Annotated in this window: 12 protein-coding genes; 4 read left to right on the top strand and 8 right to left on the bottom strand. The window is 46.7% G+C overall.

What is annotated here, in order from left to right:
* The 4 genes from ACVLR6_RS00735 to ACVLR6_RS00720 form a co-directional block, all read right to left on the bottom strand.
* The gene (locus ACVLR6_RS00735; protein WP_005176703.1) at window positions 1-1,152 is read right to left on the bottom strand and encodes an IS4-like element ISAbe18 family transposase; all 1,152 of its coding nucleotides are present in this window, start codon (window positions 1,150-1,152) and stop codon (window positions 1-3) included.
* Between the two features lie 81 nt (window positions 1,153-1,233).
* Complete coding sequence (locus ACVLR6_RS00730; protein ID WP_455995632.1) at window positions 1,234-1,698, bottom strand: hypothetical protein; 465 nt, start codon at window positions 1,696-1,698, stop codon at window positions 1,234-1,236.
* A complete protein-coding gene (locus ACVLR6_RS00725; RefSeq protein WP_455995630.1) occupies window positions 1,695-4,589 on the bottom strand; it encodes a type VI secretion system Vgr family protein in 2,895 nt (964 codons plus the stop codon). Before ACVLR6_RS00725 ends, ACVLR6_RS00730 begins: the two co-directional genes overlap by 4 nt.
* Window positions 4,590-4,756: 167 nt before the next feature.
* Entirely contained in the window at window positions 4,757-6,457 is a 1,701-nt protein-coding gene (locus ACVLR6_RS00720) for an NAD-dependent malic enzyme (protein WP_016658973.1), read from the bottom strand.
* 366 nt (window positions 6,458-6,823) lie between these two features.
* On the opposite strand from ACVLR6_RS00720, the gene ACVLR6_RS00715 reads away from it, so the two are divergent.
* A complete protein-coding gene (locus tag ACVLR6_RS00715; protein WP_455995628.1) occupies window positions 6,824-7,429 on the top strand; it encodes a hypothetical protein in 606 nt (201 codons plus the stop codon).
* Window positions 7,430-7,432: 3 nt separating this feature from the next.
* On the opposite strand, the gene ACVLR6_RS00710 is transcribed toward ACVLR6_RS00715, so the two are convergent.
* On the bottom strand, window positions 7,433-7,711 hold the full coding sequence (locus tag ACVLR6_RS00710; protein WP_168369829.1) for a DUF2798 domain-containing protein: 279 nt from the start codon (window positions 7,709-7,711) through the stop codon (window positions 7,433-7,435).
* A 184-nt stretch (window positions 7,712-7,895) separates the two neighbouring features.
* On the opposite strand from ACVLR6_RS00710, the gene argS reads away from it, so the two are divergent.
* Entirely contained in the window at window positions 7,896-9,686 is a 1,791-nt protein-coding gene (argS, locus tag ACVLR6_RS00705; RefSeq protein ID WP_127799285.1) for an arginine--tRNA ligase, read from the top strand.
* 85 nt (window positions 9,687-9,771) lie between these two features.
* Window positions 9,772-10,392 carry an SPOR domain-containing protein gene (locus ACVLR6_RS00700; RefSeq protein WP_005181359.1) on the top strand — a complete coding sequence of 207 codons (621 nt, stop codon included), beginning with the start codon at window positions 9,772-9,774 and terminating at the stop codon, window positions 10,390-10,392.
* 45 nt (window positions 10,393-10,437) lie between these two features.
* Here ACVLR6_RS00700 and ACVLR6_RS00695 read toward each other — a convergent pair whose 3' ends face one another.
* Both ACVLR6_RS00695 and ACVLR6_RS00690 read right to left on the bottom strand, forming a co-directional pair.
* Window positions 10,438-11,097 (bottom strand): glutathione S-transferase family protein, encoded by a 660-nt coding sequence (locus ACVLR6_RS00695; RefSeq protein WP_160243630.1) that lies wholly within the window; start codon window positions 11,095-11,097, stop codon window positions 10,438-10,440.
* 131 nt (window positions 11,098-11,228) lie between these two features.
* Complete coding sequence (locus ACVLR6_RS00690; RefSeq protein ID WP_455995626.1) at window positions 11,229-12,176, bottom strand: pirin family protein; 948 nt, start codon at window positions 12,174-12,176, stop codon at window positions 11,229-11,231.
* A gap of 318 nt (window positions 12,177-12,494) precedes the next feature.
* Between ACVLR6_RS00690 and ACVLR6_RS00685 the strand changes: the two genes are divergently transcribed.
* Complete coding sequence (locus ACVLR6_RS00685; protein ID WP_016658966.1) at window positions 12,495-13,763, top strand: GGDEF domain-containing protein; 1,269 nt, start codon at window positions 12,495-12,497, stop codon at window positions 13,761-13,763.
* Window positions 13,764-13,799: 36 nt separating this feature from the next.
* Here ACVLR6_RS00685 and ACVLR6_RS00680 read toward each other — a convergent pair whose 3' ends face one another.
* Complete coding sequence (locus ACVLR6_RS00680; protein WP_410169326.1) at window positions 13,800-14,678, bottom strand: restriction endonuclease; 879 nt, start codon at window positions 14,676-14,678, stop codon at window positions 13,800-13,802.
* Between the last annotated feature and the right edge of the window lie 53 nt (window positions 14,679-14,731).

The raw sequence follows: 14,731 nt of genomic DNA, 5'->3' as shown, positions 1-14,731 counted from the left end.
TCACAAGAGGAAGCTCATTTGAGCTTCCTCTTGTTTTATGGGTATTTTATCGGGTGAAAATAAAGCTTTTAAAGTTCTTCTTTCAAACAAATTCACTTGAATTATTCTGAGTAAACGTTGAACTGTCCAACCTGTTTTTCCTAAATGTCGAGCGAAACTCACCAATAAATAGGCGATCATCGCAATCCAGATTTGTGTCTGAATTGCGTTCCTGCTGCGGCCTAGAAACGCTTTTAATTTGAGATTCTGCTTAATCGCCTTAAAGAACAGCTCAACTTTCCAACGATCTTTATAAATCGCCGCAATGGTGGAGGCGGCTAAATGAAAGTTATTGCTGAGAAAGCTAAAGTGCTTGCCACTTTGCTGATCTCTATATTCAATTCTTCTTAACACTGGGGCTTTTCTTTTTAGGGCATGTGCGCTATTCAGCTGAATGGTTTCATCTTTTAGAATACCTTTGGATTCAAGCACTGGATGTTGCTGGATCACCTGATACACAGATTTAGGCCTAAAACGTGTGACAAATCCAATGTTTTGAGCAGTCAGATTTGCATACCATTGGTAATCGACATAGCCTTTATCAAAAACTACAATGCTGCCAGCAGGAAACTGGAATTTTCGGCCTTGTACCATGTCATTTTCTTTGCCATTTTCAACTGCAACAAACTCAGGAATATCATTGCTGTGATTCAATCCTATACTGAGTTTCATGCTGGCTTTTGAGTCGTGAACTTTGGCCCATTCACATAAGGAAAGCGACAAGTCAATATGACTGGCATCCAAGGAATACAAGGGATTCTTAAAGCGAAATTTATGAGCTACTTTTGAGTGTTCATAGTATTTAAGCAACTTGTAAAATAGCTGTTGATACAAGGCAGCAGGCTGCTGCTCATTGATTCGTGCCAGCGTGCTTCGGGGAATAGACTTTGCTCCGAGATGACTCAGCTTTTCCTGTTGGCACTCCAAATTGGATTGAATATCTCTCAGACTTTGCCTACAAGAGAATTGAGACATCAATATAGCAATAAACTGATCCCACCGGGAAGCCGCTCTAAATTTCTGTCCAACATGGTGTACTTTAGCAAGTTGTTCAAAATCCTGTCGCACAACAGGTTTAATTAGCTCATGAAATACGGTATTCTGATGTGACAAAACCTGAATCCTGGTCGTTAAAGTGTTTGTTTGCACTCATATTTTAACTGTTAGGACTCAGGTTTTTTTATTTAAAGCAAACTATGGGACAGCAGTGACTTCAACTCTTCCTTGATCATCTGTAATACGTTCAAAACTTTTCTTTCCCTTTGGTCGTGTTTGTATCGGAAAATTAGCCATAATCTTTCCATGAACATCCACCACTTGAAAAGGTGTTACCACCAAACCATTCTGAGAAATCGTACTATTCATTTGTCGATATTCTTCAATGGTGTTAGGTAACTGAATTTTTATAGGATGCTCTGAAGAGGAGAGTGTCGAAGAATTAATGACCTTCACCACAGTATAATCAGATGCCTTCGGTGGTTTTGCTAAAATTTCTACCATCCGATTAGGAGAAGCTTGAAAGACAAATAAGCCATCTGTATCTGTTTTCTTCAGATTCTCTCTCGATGAATTTTGATAACGTGATTTCACCTTCAGATTTCTGACATATCGTCCAGATTTATCATAAAACTTAGAGGTAATGGTCACCAGTTTACTCATGATTCAATATCCTCGTGTGTAGACACCTCATCCTCCTGATCTTCTTCTATTTCTTCGAGCAAATAATCAATCTGTTCATCACTCAATGCTCCACTCAAATGTGTATGCAAAGAGTTAAAGCCCAGTGCAATAAAGTCAGTTGACTGCGGCGTATAGAACCTAAAAGTACTCAATTGATGTTGTTCATTTAATATGGATTTATTGGTTTTCAGAAGCTTTCCATCAGTTTGATCAATCACAAAAATTTCTTTTTCTCCTGCAGATGAGCTATTCCATTGATAATTGATTTGATTACTAAACAATGTTGCCATCTGAGGTAAGCTCATCTTCGGTTCAACCACATTCTGTGGCTGTAAAAACAGATGCTGCCCCGCTTTCACCTCAAACTTCCCAGCAGTTGTCGGCAACACACCTGAACCACTAATCTCAATCTGACTTCCTCCAGCGACCAATATAATTTTTTTACTCGCCTTAACTTCAATCCTGTCTTCTGTGGAGATGACCTGCACCCCTTTCCTGGCAATAAGATCTGCCCCATCACCCTGTGCCTGAATCTCAACCTTGCCTTTACCAGCATACAGACGTGCACCCTCTTGTGCTGCAAATAAACTTAGTTTCTGGCTGGCATGGGCAATCAGGGATTGCTGCGTACTCAGGTTAATACTCTCTCCGGCACTGTGGCTGATCTGACCATCCGCAGAGAGATGTACATCTTGCTGGCTACTCAACGCAATAGAGTTTGGTGCGCTGAGAACCATCAGTGCCTGTTTAAAAGCAGCGGCTTTGCTTTCATCCTGCTGTTCGATCTGTTCCAGGAAGTTCTTTAAGTTATCGAGAACTTCTAAAGGATCGGTCTGCTGGTTTTTGGCCACTTCACTTAGGGCTTGGGTATTGTTCAGGCTGCTTTCTAGCTGACTCTTGGCTTCACTGGCATCGAGATGATTGCCTTCGGCCTGTGCCTGTGGATGGGTGGAAATTAGTAGCCCTTTTCCAGCACGGACTGCACCCCACTGATCGGTTCTGAGCTCAAAACCTTCACCACGGCCATCACTTTCAGCGCTGGCTTTGGGATGGCTCAAGCTCCCTAGATTTAGTTGTGTTGCGCCATGACTACTTTGCAGCTGGGCAGAGATCTGCTTCGGAGTATCATCAAAGCGCAGCTGGTTAAAGCCACTGCCCTCAATTTCCTGTGAGCGGATCCCGCTGAGTTTTTTGGTGTCGGGTAGTTGGCCTTGTTGGTCGAATTGGGTTGGCGAGCGTTCTGCTTCATGTAAACGACCAACCACGAAAGGCCGGTCGATGTTACCGTCAAAGAAGTCGATCACCACAATTTCATTAATCCGTGGCAGGAAACGTGCCCCGTAGCCTTCTCCGGCCCAAGGCGTCAGTACATCGACCCAGGCGGAATCGGTGTCATTGTCATTACTGCCGGCCCCGCCATCATGCTGATGGTCATCACTGCGGGTAAACAGGAAACGGACTTTAATCCGGCCCCATTCATCGACATGGATACTTTCGCCAGCAGGTCCCACCACCCGGGCGCGCTGTGGATGAGCCGCCGGTCGGTGCTGTAGTGGATGATATTCGGGTACGGTGCGGATATTGCGGCGTTGTAAGGTTAAGGTATTGCCTTGACGTTCATCCGGGTGTTGTTCGTGTTGAAAACTAAAATGGCTATGCCAGTGGCTTTGACTGAGTAACTGGTTAATCTGCTGATTGAGGTCTTTAGGTAAGTTGTTCTGGTTATAGAACTGTTTGCCGGTAATTAAGAATTCTTTGTCTGCTGCGCTGTGCTGATCAATTTCCGGGTGTTCATTCAGTTCAAACCAGTAGCCGACCTGGGCATCACGGACGGTGGAGTGGGCACTAAAGTATTTGGATTGCAGGTCGTGGTAGTGACTGAGGTTCTGGTTCAGTTTGTCCAGCTGGTTATTAGAGGATGCGGTGGCCTGGTCTTCACCATTTAAATCCTGCATCCAGGCCGGGCTGATCTGCCAGGCTTGTTCCAGGCTTAAGCTGGCATTGTCCTGATTGTGGCTGTGCTGGTGTTTGCTTTGTACAGAACCGGCGCCTTCTTCCTGGCTGAGGCTGTCTGACTGCCAGCGTTGCAGATGTACGGCAGTCGGTTGCAGGCTGCGCTGGGCAATCAACTGGGTGATGCTATCTAATTGTTCGGTGGCACTGGAGCGATGAAAGCGGATGCTGCGGCGGTTTAAGGCACTATACTGGCTGTTGTCATCAATCAGGCGTAGTTTCTGGGCCTGAATCGGGCTACTGGAATGTAAGACCTGTAACTGGGCTTCATCAATCAGCCAGTTAATGCCTTCACTGCGCCAGAGCCGGGTCAAAAAGTCATAGTCGGTTTCATTGGACTGCATGATAAAAGGACGCACATCCAGTTCCTGGGTCAGTCCGGTTAAGTCCAGAGTCAGGCTGGCAGCAAAGAGCGGGCTTTTGTTTTGCCATTCTTTAAATAAAATTTCGCTGACTTCGCGCACGCTTTTATTCATAAACACGCGGCTGTTACGGCGTTTATGCCAGAGTGCGGTTGAATCTTCTAGCGTAAGTTTATAGAGGGTGAGAGAGCCATCACTCTGGCCTTGCGCGGCTGCGGTGATAATACCGCTGCTGCGAAACAGCTGGCCCTGATCAGTGACCTGATCGACGGCGACCTGCGCGCCGATAAACTGTTTTAACGGAATCTGGGCATTGGTCGAAAGACAGATCAGTTCAGCACATAAGCCCTGATTGAGCTGGTGTTCACCGTCGATGCGCTGCAAGAAAACATCGGCATTTAAGGCAGGCTGAGAAAATTGAATATGGAGGGCACGTTTTTGTGGGCTGAGGCCGGCCTGCTCCAAGGCAGTGTGGATATGAACACGGATTATCATTGTTATAAAAGCTATTGTTTTAATTTGCCCCGATTCTAAACAATGCTTATTTTTTAATCCAGCCTCCCGCTTTCATTTCTTGCCTACAAACCACCTGTTTCCGACCAGTTGCGATCAACAGCTGCCCAAAAAAGGAGCCGAAGCTCCTTATGGTGTTTGTCTATATTTTAAAAGGTAATCCGGCGATAACTGCGGTATTCCGGTTTCCAGAAATTCGCCTCAATCGCCTCTGCCAGTAACTCGTCACTGATTACTGGTGCTACACCGGCCAGCATCGCCGCTTTAGCCACCTTAAAAGCAATAATTTTCGAAACCTTCTGGATTTCATTTAAATCCGGTAACAGATCGGCTGCTGGATCGAGCAGCATCGGCGAACAGTCTGCCAGTGCATTACTCGACGCCATCAACATACTATCCGTGACCCGGGTCGCGCCGGAGGCGACTACACCCAAACCGATGCCCGGGAAAATATAGGAGTTATTACACTGCGAGATATGATAAATCTTGCCATGATAATTCACCGGTGCAAATGGACTACCGGTTGCAATGAGGGCCTTGCCTTCAGACCATTGCAGGATATCAGCCGGCACCGCCTCAACCCGTGAGGTTGGATTCGACAGTGGCATTACAATTGGTCGCTCACAATTTTCCGTTAGTGTGCGAATAATTTCTTCGGTAAACAGCCCCGGCTGACCTGATACGCCAATCAGTACCGTTGGTTTGGCATGTTTGACTACATCGAGTAGTGAAATCATGTCATCGGCATTGCCCCAGGCTGCGACCCGTTCAGGCGGCTGCGCCAGTTTGCGCTGGAAGTCCAGCAGATTCGGCTGGTTTTCAGTAATCAGGCCAAAACGGTCGACCATAAATACCCGCGCACGCGCTTCAGCATCGCTTAAACCTTCATACATCATCTGCGCAATAATCTGCTCGGCAATACCGCTACCGGCAGAACCGGCACCGAGGAAAGCTACCACCTGATCTTTCAGCTGTTTACCAGCGGCACGTGAGGCAGCAATTAAACTGCCCACCGAAACGGCTGCGGTGCCCTGAATATCATCATTAAAGCAGCAAATCTGGTCACGATATTTGTTTAACAACGGCATGGCATTGTTCTGAGCGAAATCCTCAAACTGGATCAGCGCTTTTGGCCAGCGGCGCTGGATCGCGGCAATCACTTCATCAACAAAGGCATAGTATTCATCGCCGGTAATCCGCGGCTGATTCCAGCCCATATAAATTGGATCATCCAGCAGTTGCGGGTTGTTAGTACCTACATCTAAAGTAATTGGCAAGGTATAAGCCGGGCTGATCCCACCACATGCGGTATATAAGGATAATTTGCCAATCGGAATCCCCATCCCGCCAATCCCCTGATCACCAAGACCTAAGATGCGCTCGCCATCAGTGATTACAATCACCTTCACGTTTTTCTTGTTCACATTTTGCAGAATGTCATCAATATGGCCGCGGTCCGGATAGGCCAGGAAGATGCCACGATGACGACGATAAATATCGGAAAAACGCTGGCAGGCCTCACCGACCGTTGGGGTATAAATAATCGGCATCATTTCACTTAAGTGATGCTCAATTAAGTGATAGAACAGGGTTTCGTTGGTGTCCTGAATATTTCGTAAATAAATATGCTTGTTGATGGCATCGTTAAACGACACATACTGCTGATAGGAGCGCTGACTCTGTTCTTCAATGCTCTCGATGGCATGTGGAAGTAAACCGTGGAGATTAAAATGGCGGCGTTCCTCTTCTGTAAATGCACCGCCTTTATTAAGCAAAGGCAGCTCCAGAAGCGTGTTTCCGGCATAAGGGATGTAAAGCGGTTTTTTGGTGGCTGAATTCGCTGATGTCATTTCCGATCTCATTATTCGATGATCCAGAAGGAGGCTCAAAGCAAAAGTTCCTCTGGGAGATAAGCTAGCTTAGCCCGTTTTGAGGACAATGGGGTATTTAGAAAATTGATAATGATTTGTGGATAATTTAGGTACTGAATAAATTTGTCCAATCCGGCATCCAGTCATGACATAAGGCCTTACCAAAGCCGAAAATGCGGTTTTTTATGCCCAAATCAATCCCCTGCCTGTTTAGCTTACAAATCTCCGCCCCTGCTGGATGTAGTTTTTCGCTGTTTTTCTGTTACATGCAGCCAGTGCAGATTTTTCAATTGGCCTCAATTTGGGTATGCTCTGGAGCAAAACACAACGACATATTTAAAAATCATGTATATCAAGCCATGGATTGCACTGGGCGGTTTGGCCGCTGTGCTGGGTTTAGGCGGCTGCCAGACCCTTTCCAATACCACTGAAAAAGTCAGCGATCAGGTGACCGGTTTATTCTCCGCTAAAGACAAAGCACCGGAAATCGACAAAGATGGCGTGGTCGATATCAGTAAAAAAACCCTGGAACAACTGGAAAAATTTACTGCCAGCATGCCCACTCAACAATGGGTCTATATTGAAAATGAACAGCTGGGACGCTATCAGCTGAAAAACAAGGCTCAGGATGGAGTGATTCTGACTCTGGCCCTGCACTGCAAGATCAGCAGCCAGCGACCAACCTTCTCGCTGAGCAGTGCCGAAGGCAAGACATTGTTAAAGGCTTATGATCCGAATGCCGGACAGATCCAGTTCCTGCTCGACAATCAGAATTATGGCAATCCTTTTAATGTACATACCGATGAGCCATTGAAACGCTTCCAGGCAGCCATTGCGCAGGCCAAGGTGATCAAGATTTTTAATGCCTCCCGGCTTTATACCTTCCAGAATGGCAATGCCGATCTGCTGAGTAAACCGGTGTCCTGTCAGGAGTCTGGCACATCGGGCTAAATACTATTTGGGTGTGCCCGGCATATCCACCAGCATCGCGGTAAACCGGCGCACCAGCGGCAACACCACCAGCACCACCGGAAAGGCAATGGCCCAGGAAATCATCCAGTTCTGGAACCACAGTGTGATCAGCCCTTCGACCCAGCCCAGCGCACGCAGCATATTGACCATTGAAATAATACCGCTCATCAGGCCAGACAGCAGCAGCGGCATAATAATGCCCGCCCATTTTGCTGGCAGTTTAGGAATATTGGCGATAATTACAGGACGTTTGGCGTGCATGCATGCTCCTACAGCGGGACAAATCCGTCATTGATCAGGTTATTTCATGGCCATGTTAGCATTTTCAGGCTACAGATGGCGCAGAATGTCGGACAATCTTCATTCACTACAAATGGGTTCACCTAAAGACAGTGAAATTTGCTATATTTGCTGTTTTTCTGCGACATTTATTTTTCGACTGATTATGAATACGGCAATCCAAGCAGCTCTTGAACATGCAGTGCAATCCCTTCAAGCAGAAGGTGTCCTCCCAGCAGACTGGAACAACACCAGTAATTTGACGCGAACCAAAGACCGAAGCCACGGTGACTTTGCCTCAAATATCGCCATGATTGCCTCTAAAGCTGCGGGCATGAAGCCGCGTGATCTGGCCGAAAAAATTCTGGCTGCATTGCCAGAAGTGGCAGATATCAGCAAAGCAGAAATTGCCGGTCCGGGTTTTATCAACTTCTTCTTAAATGCCGACCAGCGTTTTGCCATTCTTGATCAAATCCAGGCACAGCAAGACCAGTTTGGTCGCACCAAGGTCAACGCGGGCAAACGCATTCAGGTTGAATTCGTTTCTGCCAACCCGACGTCCAGCCTGCACGTGGGTCATGGTCGCGGTGCCGCTTATGGCATGACCGTTGCCAACCTGCTCGAAGCCACTGGCGCGACTGTAGATCGTGAATACTATGTGAACGATGCCGGCCGTCAGATGGATATTCTGGCAACATCAACTTACTTACGTTACCTGGAACTGACCGGTCAGGAGCTGGTGTTCCCAAAAAATGCCTATCAGGGTGATTACGTTAAAGAAATCGCGCAAAGCATTATCGACCAGGATGGTGATGCTTATGTACGTCCAGTGGCCGATGTCTATAAAGATGTACCGGAAGATGTGCAGTATGCAGCTGAACCGGATGCAGAAGGCAACAAGGTGGTCCTGTCTGGCGACAAAGAAAAACACATTGATGGTCTGATTTTCAATTCACAAACTTTAATTGGCGAAGGCTATCGCGTATTCCATCAGGCGGCTTTAAAAGCCATTCTGGATGACATTAAAGATGACCTCGGTGAATTTGGCGTAACCTTTAACCAGTGGTTTAGCGAAGCCTCTTTAACTGAAAAAATTGATGAAGCGCTGCAAACACTGGATCAGCGTGGTTATCTGTATGAGCAAGAGGGCAACATCTGGTTTAAATCGACTGAGTTTGGCGATGAAAAAGACCGCGTGGTCAAACGCCGTAATGGTCAAACCACTTATTTCGCTTCAGACATTGCATATCACCTGAATAAATTACAACGTGGCTATACCGACCTGATTGATATCTGGGGCTCTGACCACCACGGTTATATCTCCCGGGTGAAAGCCGCTATTGATGCGATGGGTTATGACTCGAAAAAACTAACCGTTTTACTGGTGCAGTTTGTGAGCTTATGGCGCGGCGGCGAGATGGTACAGATGTCTTCCCGTTCTGGCCAGTTCGTGACCTTGCGTGACCTGCGTAAAGAAGTGGGTAACGATGCAGCGCGCTTCTACTATGTCATGCGTAAATCTGAACAGCACATCGACTTTGACCTGGATTTAGCAGTCTCACAAAGCAAAGACAATGCGGTGTATTACATCCAGTATGCGCATGCCCGTATCTGCCGCATGCTGGAAAAAGCAGCCAGCACAGGCGTGAATTTTAATGCGCTTGACGCGCGTCAGTTTGCGGCCAAGCTGGAACTGGAGGCTGAAACTGAAATTCTGGCCAAGCTGGCGGCCTATCCTGAAATTGTGACCCGTGCTGCCAATGCCTGCGAACCCCATCAGGTGGGTAACTACTTGAAAGAATTAGCAGCTTTATTCCACGGCTGGTATAATGAACACAAAGTGCTCAATGATGATGCTGCGCTTACTCAAGCCCGCTTATTGCTTTCAGTAAACGTACAACAAACCTTGCGCAATGGTTTAGAATTATTAGGTGTTTCTGCACCTGAAAGCATGTAAACCAAGACATTCTTCTGCTGGGCAGGCGTACCATCACGCACCTGTCCAGCCAATCAGCCAATAATCAGAATAAAGAGGTTCCCTCGTGTTTGGAAAAACGCAGCGCGGTGTATCAGAACGACCAAATAAGCCCAAAAAACCACTCATTCCGACCTGGTTAGGCACACTGGTGGTGATTCTGGTCGTGTTATGTTTCGCAGTGGCCTTAATGCTGTGGAAGCCGTGGGAACCTGTGCCACCAAAAGGCCAGATCACTTCTGAACATTATCAGGAAGACACCAACAAGGATTACCGCTTCTATGACCTGCTGCCCCAGCAACAGGTAACACCAATTCCGGAGCAGGCCGTACCTGAAACCCAGGAACAGACGGCAGTGGTGATTGTCGAAGCGCCAATTGTTGAGCCGGCAGCGCCTGCAGCCGCCAGTGAAGCGACGGCGGGCATCACGCCAACTGAACCGCCCGTGGCCGCGCCTGCCAGCTATATTCTGCAGGTCCGCAGCTATACCGATCCGGATGCCGCCGATGCACGTCGAGCTGAAATTATTCTGAATGGTCTGTCCGCCGATGTGGTCAAAACCGTAGAAAGTGGTGAAACCTGGTATCGGGTAATTTCGGGGCCATATACCTCTGCAGAGGCGGCGCTAATTGCTCAGCAAACCCTGCAACATAGCGGGATTGATTCGATTGTGGTGAAACGCCAATAATAAAAAAGATGCGCAAGCATCTTTTTTTATAGCTTCAAATTTTGTTTAGGCCAACTGTGCCTCTAGCTTCTGTTCACGAGCGAATGCCCGCTGATAGCCCTCGCGCTGTGCCAGTCGCTGCAGATAACGCTCAATCTGCGGATATTTGCCATCAGTACGGCTTTGCAAGGCCTGTAGCGGAAAGGCCATCTGAATATCGGCAAAGGAAAATGTGCCGGCAAAATAGTCATGTGTGGCCAGATAATCTTCCAGAAACTGGATATGATCTTTGAGTCGCGGCTGAATAAAACCCTGCTGGATACCTTCACTGACTTTTGCTGCCACCGGACGAATCAGCCAGGGTGCGCGCTGCGGCACTTTACTGGCCACCAGCTGCATCACCAGCAATGGCATCAGTGAACCTTCGGCATAGTGCATCCAGTAACGGTACTGCTGCTGATCGGCCGGATGTGTTGGCTTGAACTGCTGCGCCGGATCATACTGTTCCTGTAAATACTCTAAAATCACCGCAGATTCGGCAATCGGCTGCCCACCATCTGTCAAAATTGGTGCCTTACCCAGCGGATGCACCCGTTTTAACTCGGGTGGTGCGGCAAAACTCGGTAAACGGCGATAAAATTCAATCTGATAAGGCTGGCCCAGTTCTTCTAAGGCCCACAAAATACGAAAGGAACGCGACTGTTCCAGATGATGCACAGTAATCATAATGACACTCTGATTGTTTTTCTTGAAATAAAGAACCACCGGTCACCTTGACCGGTTGCGGCAACTCAGCATCATCAGGCCCACCCATCGATCGCGACGCTTGGGCCTGAAGTTCAATTCATCATGCCTGCTTAACGTGAAGCACACATTTTATCTGGCAGGGCCGGTGCTTCCAGCCGTGGCCCATTATAATCTGGAATGCTGCCAAAACGCGGGTCCTGATTGACCCACTGGTCACGTGCCTCGCTCAGCTCGTCCTGGGTACGTCCGACAAAGTTCCACCATAGTAAAATCGCAGATTCAAATGGCTCACCGCCCAGTAACAGTACGCGTGCACCCTGGTGCAGTTCAATCTCAATGTCCTGCAGACCCGGCTCCAGCACCACCATATTGTCTTCGTTCAGTTCATGCTGGTTAATATGCGCCGTGCCTTCTAGCGCCATAAAGCCATATTCAAAGGCCGGATTCAGCTGAAGCCGGGTGCGTACCGTTTCTGCTGCAGTTAAGTCCAATGCCAGTAACGGGCTATGCACCTCAACCGGCGAGCGGGTTTCCAGAAACTCCCCGACCAGCACGGTAAATTCAACCCCATCTCGTGACACCACCGGTAATTCAGGATAATGGTCAAAACGCGATGGCATATTGCGCTTGGCATCCGGCAAGGCAATCCACAGCTGGGCCGCATGCATGTGGGTTTCCTGCTCTGGCGCGACTTCGGTATGCGAAATCCCCTGCCCGGCTGTCATCAGGTTGACCTGTTTCGGCCGGATCAATTGTTTGGAGCCGATACTATCGGTATGCATGAGGGTGCCTTCAATCATCCAGGTAAAGGTTTGCAGGCCAATATGCGGATGTGGTCCGACATCTAGCCCGTCACCCTGCGGAAAGCTGACCGGACCGGCATGGTCTAAAAAGCACCAGGCACCAATCATGCGTTTATGACGGCTGGGCAAGGCGCGTTTAATGACGGTGCCCTGCCCGATTTCTGCACGGCGCAGCGGCACTTCCTGAATAAACTGCTGGATATATTTTTCACAATCGTCTGAATGGGACAGTTCGGTATAGTTGGCATTGGTCATAGTTGTATCCTAACTCTGGCGATGTTCCATGTCGCTCATCTTGTTGTTTATCTTATACGCGGATGCTGCATGAGTTTGCTATAGTTCAGTTAATATGCAGCATTCTCCTGGCAGAACAATCAAAAAATCGCTTTTTGTTGTAAGGATTCATGTGAGCACCAGCGCACAATTTCCTCTCTTTTCCTGCCGTTTTGAGGCTTTTTTTCAGCAAATTACCCATATTTAGGGAGGTCTTTTTTTAATCGTCAAAGCTATACTATTACTTTGATTTTATTAAAGACTTGGGGCAATTCTATGAAGATGGGAAATCGGATTAGAATGTCGACGAATTCAACAGATCTTGCACCCGATGATTCGGATCGACATATTTTACAAGCGTCAGAGTGCGACCTGGAAAGTCGTCAGGCCCTGGAACAGGCCCTGCAAGATCCGGCTGCCCGTATTCCGCCCCAGTTTGAAGACTATTTTTATAAATTCCAGACCATTCACCAGAAGCTGTATTTACAACAGGTCAATCACATTGGCCAGCTGGCATTTTTACTGTACTTTTTCGCCGATTATTTTGTACTGCCCGATGTCAGTCTGCTCTCCGGTATCGCCAGAGTCATCGTGATTGTACTGGCCATCAGCATTAATTATTTCCTGTTCAAATATGTGAAAGATATCCGGATCCATGACCAGATTTTACCGGTCGGCACGCTGGTTTGTGCCGGCCTGTGGTTTTATCTGATGTCCTTGTCGAACAGCCCCTATATCGATATCTATATCTATGCCTCGGTCATTTTTGTGGTGCTGGCCAATTTGTGTATTCAGGTGCGCTTTAAGCCGGCGCTATATACCTCGTTTTTAATCAGTACCGTGGTGTTTTTAGGCGTATCTAACTTAACCAGTGCCATTGAAACCATCATTTTTGCGCTGGTCTATCTGCCAATCTGGCTGTTCAGTTTATATATCAGCTGGACCAATACCCTGAATGCACGGCGTAATTTTCTCAGAACCATGCTAAATGACTGGAATTTCCATATTCTGCAAGAGTTGGCGCATACCGACGAGCTGACCCAGCTCAGCAACCGCCGCCAGTTTGTGCATATTGCCGAGCATAAGGTACATGAATGGCCGCAGCATGCTTCGACCTGCCTGCTGATGTTTGATGTCGATTATTTCAAGCAGATTAATGACACCCATGGTCATGATGTCGGCGATCAGGTGCTGCAGACCATTGCCGATATTGCCCGTAAGGAAATGCGGCGCAAGGATATTCTGGCACGTTTTGGTGGCGAGGAATTTACTGCTTTACTCACCGAAACCAGTCTGCAGGATGCACTGCTGATTGCCGAACGTTTAAGAACCAAAATTGCTCAGCACCGGATTTATATTGGCCAGAATATCAGCCTGAATTTTACCGTTTCGATTGGGGTATCTGAACTTAAAGCCGAGCAGCCCGATTTAACCACATTAATTAAAGAAGCTGATATTGCCTTATATGCGGCCAAACAGCATGGGCGTAATTGTGTGCTGCACTATGATATTGGCATGAGTGAACCGAAAAAACCGGCCTGCCCGTCCAATATTTCCTGGGTGGTTTAAATGCAAAAAGAGCGCCGAGGCGCTCTGCAAAATGAATTAGAAATTATCTTCATCAAAACGGTCTTGGTCGATTTTATAGATATGGAAACTCCGTTCTATCTGTACCCCTAAACCAAATTCAATCATCAAGGAGGTCAGCTTATTGCCATCAATTAAAACAATACCTGATTTCTTCGCAGACTCAATTGCCTCTTTACTAAAACTTGAAGTTGTAATGAAAACACCCTTCTTGGCGACCTGATCTGCCAAAGCGCCTTTAAACTGCTGAATATCAGGACGCCCCACGGTATTTTCCCAGCGTTTTGCTTGAATATAAATTTTATCCAGACCTAAGCGATCTTCGCTGATTACACCATCAATTCCACCATCATTCGTTTTTCCAATTGCTTGCGCTGCATCTTGATGTGAACCGCCATACCCCATAGCGACAAGAAGATCGACAACAAGTCGTTCAAAAAATACAGAGGATCTATTTTTAACCAGAGCTAATAAATCACTTTTTAATGATTCATTTAATAATTTTGAGTTCTTATCAATAATCTCTTCTGGTAAATCCTCATCTTGCTCTACCTCAACAGTAGAATTTATTAATAATGGAGTTGGACTTCTAAACTCCTTAAAACTATCAAATTCAGAAAGAGTTTTACTAGAAAACTTTTCAATTTTAGTCAAATCAAAATTTAGCCCTAGTGGAGTCAAAGTAAAGTTACTAGGAGATGTATACTCTAATAAACCGGCTTTCTTAAGATAAGTTTTCGCCCACTGAAAACGATATTTAATTAAATTCTTCCCATTTTGCATTTTTAATTGTTTATCAGCTTCGGTTAATTTCAATTCTTTTGAAATTAAAAATAGGGCTTCTTCATTACTGATTTCATTTTTATAAATCTGCATGACTTTAATTAAGGGTTTCATTAAATCGTAATGGGTATACATATCATCGTTTTAATTAACTATTTTGATATATA

This window comes from Acinetobacter sp. T63, from assembly GCF_053852345.1.
Note: the sequence above shows the minus strand (reverse complement) of the source record. Positions and strands in the feature narration are given on the sequence as shown.